Source organism: Acinetobacter sp. YH16044 (assembly GCF_013417145.1).
GTDB lineage: Bacteria > Pseudomonadota > Gammaproteobacteria > Pseudomonadales > Moraxellaceae > Acinetobacter > Acinetobacter amyesii.
On record NZ_VPEK01000090.1, the window covers coordinates 1 to 3,436 of the forward strand.

A 3,436-nucleotide genomic window follows, 5' to 3' on the forward strand; every position below is an offset into this window, starting at 1 on the left:
ATTGATGCGGGTGGTCAAGACTCCGAAGCTCTACGCTCGGCAATGACTATTGCAACACATATGCTTTTACCATTTCGACCTAAACGTCGTGACCTAAAGACATTAGTTCATGTTGAACAACTTATTAAATTAGCTAAAGCAGTTAACCCAAACTTAATTACTAGAGCCGTTATTACTCAATGTCCAACATTACCTAGCCAAGTACAGCGAATTCTTGATGCAAAAGATGCATGCGAGTCTTTTGGTTTATCGCCTTTGAATCAATTTACAACCAATCGGAACGTATATGACGATGCCGATGAAAATGGACTTTCTGTATTTGAAGATGATACCGATAAAAAGGCAATCATTGAAATAGAGCAACTTGCTTTAGAGTTTTTAGGAGAACTTTAAATGGCACTCAAAGGTTTAACAAAATCAGCTCAGGAATCTAAATCTACAGACCAAAAAATTGAGGATTTCATTAGCGGGTCTACTAAGCGTGTAAAAAATTTAGAGTGTTCACAACAGGTATATCGTCGATTTACCTTTTCACTAACAGAAGAAGTTAGCAAAGAAATTGATGATCTATTGATAGATTCAAGAGTAGCCAAAGCAAATCGCTCAGTCATTTTGAAAGCAGCTTTGCATCAGTTACAGAAACTCTCAAAAGAGGATTTGCAATTAGCTGTTTTAGATGAGGTTAAGTAACTTAAAAAACTTACGTAAGCTACTTAACTTACGTAAGTTACTTAATTTTATCTAATACGATTTTTTGCAGTTCTTCAGCAGATAGTTTTTCTAGTTGACTAATAGCAGCTTTTAAAATGATAGAACGATTGGCCTTAGCAACTCTACAATTTACCAAAAGAGTATCTATTTGATGATTGACATCTTCAGTTAAAGAGAAGGTGTATCTTTTATAAGTTTGCTGTGTTGGCTCTATTTTCTTAACACGTTTGGTTGCACCCTGAATAAAGTCCTCGATTTTTTCTTCGTTTAAACTTTGCTCAGATTTTTTTAAGCCTTTAAGTGCCATTAAAGATCTCCTAAAAACTCTTTAGCAATTTGTTCAATTTCTTGTTTAGCTTTTTCATCAGATGACATTTCAAAGACAGATAATCCATTTTCATCAGCATCATCATAGATATTTCGATTACACGTAAAATTGTTAAGTGGAATCAAATCAAAAGATTCACATGCTTCTTTAGCGTCTAATATTCTTTGAAACTGACTTGGTAAAGTTGGACATTGAGTAATAACTGCTCGAGTATAAAGCTCTGGATTTACAGCTTTGGCTAATCGGATCAACTTTTCAACATGAACCAATGTTTTTAGATCACGTCTTTTAGGACGAAATGGCAATAACATATGAGTTGCAATAGTCATTGCTGAACGTAAAGCCTCAGAATCTTGACCACCTGCATCGATAATAATGTCTTGATAGCGTTTAGACAGGTCTAATAATATTTGACGGATATTCCCAGCAGCTTGTACTGAAGGAATACTTTCTACTTTATTGTTGTCATCACGTTCTTTAATCCAATCAGTAGTAGTACCTTGTGGATCAGCATCCAATAATAAAATATCTCTCTTTTTCGCTTGTAAATACACAGCTAAATTTTGGGCGAGGCAACTTTTACCGGACCCTCCTTTTTCACCACCAACTAAAATTATCATCTTGATTATTTAACTTACGTAACTTATTTAAAATTCATTATATAAAGTTTTCTATTTAGATCAATAGTTTATAAATAATAAGATTATTTAACTTGCGCAACTTACGTAACTATCTTGATAATTTATTATTTTATATAGTTTTATTGATTGAAATTTTTTGTTGATTAGTTATATTCTTACAAAAGAAAGCCCCGATGATTTTCAAACTTGGCGGAATGGAATCAATCGAGGCTCGTATCTTTAACAACAATAAGGAGATGAATCCGTCTTGTGTTTGTTATAATCATATACCACAAATTTAGTATATGCAAAGAACAAAAGGCGGTTTACTAAAGTGTAAACCCATGAATTATACAAAAAGTCACTCGACACTGACTAAATTTAGAACGGAATTGGGGACACAGCAGCAACTCGATCTATTCGAGAGTCTACCAAATAAACCATATTGCATGGATGAGAAGCCTGGCTACATGCTCATCCGTACTAAATCCATCGCGGTTAAAAAGCCCTACATTCAGATAAATTCACCCCTGACCACAATTTACTTTGTCTTTGACGATGACAAAGAAGATGCCGCTTTATCCTGGTTTGATGCCGGTTTACCTAAACCCTTTTGGACTACTCAAAACCCTGTTAATGGTCATAGCCATCATTGCTACAAGCTGGAGATACCGCTTTGTACCAGCGACTTTTCCAGCATTAAGGCAATCAAGTATGCCCAGGCGGTTTACTATGCCTATGCGCTCAAAATGGGGGCAGATCGCAACTATTCTCACCTCATTACCAAGAACCCCTTACATCCTCAATGGCGAACCACGTTCTGGACAGAGCGGGCTTATTCCCTGGACTACCTAGCGGACTTTGTTGACCTACCTAAGCGGATTCCGAAGAAGCTCGAAGTTGTCGGCTTAGGACGTAACGTTACAATGTTCGAGAAGGGCCGTCATTGGGCGTATAAGGCCATTAGAGACTATATGCACCATAACACTAGCCTTGAGTGGGAAAAGGCCGTCAGAGCGCAAATAGAAGCGATTAACAGCGGGTTTGAACAACCCTTACCTTATAGCGAAGTAAAAGCGACAGCAAAGAGCATTGCTAAGTGGGTGTGGCAGCGTTTTAGCTATGGAGAGTTCAGCGCCGTACAAGCAGTGCGCGGAGCAAAGGGTGGTAAAGCCAAAGGATTGGCTTATTCAGTAAAGCGTGAACAGGCAATACAGCTGAAAGCTAACGGCATGAACAATACCCAGATAGCAAAACAACTGGAGGTCGACCGTAAGACTGTCCGACGTTGGTTAGGGGTGGGACAATAGCCTTATCAGATAACAGCCTTCTGTTTTTAATCTCGAGGGGATTTTTTGTGGGTCTTACTAATAATGATTTGGAACGCGATGAGGACTTTTTAGAGTGTTCTAAACTTTACTTTAAAGTTGCACATGATGAATATCGGGATGAACTTTTGAGGGCTAATCGTCTTGATGAAAAAATCGGGCGTTTAATTGCTATCGTAAATATTTTGCTTGCTGGTATTGTAGCTTTTTCTACTACTTCTTTTTCAGATGAGCTTTTTACAGAATTATCTAATGGTTTAAAGATCTTACTTATCTTAATTCTTTTACTTTTATTGTCTTTTACATTCCTTTCTTGGTGGTTTTTGGTCACGGCTTCTAATTTCTCCTCTATAGGAAAAATAGCTGTTGATGATGAAGTTAGAGACTGGGTTTCTTCAAAGTCTCAAAGTGAGATGTATATTGCTCTTGCAGATGATTACAAGCATGCG

Annotated in this window: 5 protein-coding genes and 1 pseudogene; 4 read left to right on the forward strand and 2 right to left on the reverse strand. The window is 37.2% G+C overall.

What is annotated here, in order from left to right; all coding sequences use genetic code 11:
• A pseudogene (locus tag FTV38_RS16920) lies at positions 1–393 on the forward strand (chromosome partitioning protein ParA); the annotation flags it as partial.
• Positions 394–690 (forward strand): hypothetical protein, encoded by a 297-nt coding sequence (locus FTV38_RS16925; protein ID WP_180009594.1) that lies wholly within the window; start codon positions 394–396, stop codon positions 688–690.
• Positions 691–727: 37 nt separating this feature from the next.
• Here FTV38_RS16925 and FTV38_RS16930 read toward each other — a convergent pair whose 3' ends face one another.
• Complete coding sequence (locus tag FTV38_RS16930; RefSeq protein ID WP_127801923.1) at positions 728–1,018, reverse strand: hypothetical protein; 291 nt, start codon at positions 1,016–1,018, stop codon at positions 728–730.
• Positions 1,018–1,659 carry an AAA family ATPase gene (locus FTV38_RS16935; RefSeq protein ID WP_004728244.1) on the reverse strand — a complete coding sequence of 214 codons (642 nt, stop codon included), beginning with the start codon at positions 1,657–1,659 and terminating at the stop codon, positions 1,018–1,020. Before FTV38_RS16935 ends, FTV38_RS16930 begins: the two co-directional genes overlap by 1 nt.
• A 344-nt stretch (positions 1,660–2,003) precedes the next feature.
• On the opposite strand from FTV38_RS16935, the gene FTV38_RS16940 reads away from it, so the two are divergent.
• Both FTV38_RS16940 and FTV38_RS16945 read left to right on the forward strand, forming a co-directional pair.
• Positions 2,004–2,969 carry a replication initiation protein gene (locus FTV38_RS16940; protein WP_127801922.1) on the forward strand — a complete coding sequence of 322 codons (966 nt, stop codon included), beginning with the start codon at positions 2,004–2,006 and terminating at the stop codon, positions 2,967–2,969.
• Positions 2,970–3,016: 47 nt separating this feature from the next.
• Positions 3,017–3,436: hypothetical protein (locus FTV38_RS16945; RefSeq protein ID WP_180023002.1), on the forward strand; the 420-nt coding region annotated here is incomplete at its 3' end.

Bases quoted from the DNA above. Each gene is read 5' to 3' on its own strand.
- FTV38_RS16925 (WP_180009594.1), top strand. From the start codon at position 394: ATGGCACTCAAAGGTTTAACAAAATCAGCTCAGGAATCTAAATCTACA.
- FTV38_RS16930 (WP_127801923.1), bottom strand. From the start codon at position 1,018: ATGGCACTTAAAGGCTTAAAAAAATCTGAGCAAAGTTTAAACGAAGAA.
- FTV38_RS16935 (WP_004728244.1), bottom strand. From the start codon at position 1,659: ATGATAATTTTAGTTGGTGGTGAAAAAGGAGGGTCCGGTAAAAGTTGC.
- FTV38_RS16940 (WP_127801922.1), top strand. From the start codon at position 2,004: ATGAATTATACAAAAAGTCACTCGACACTGACTAAATTTAGAACGGAA.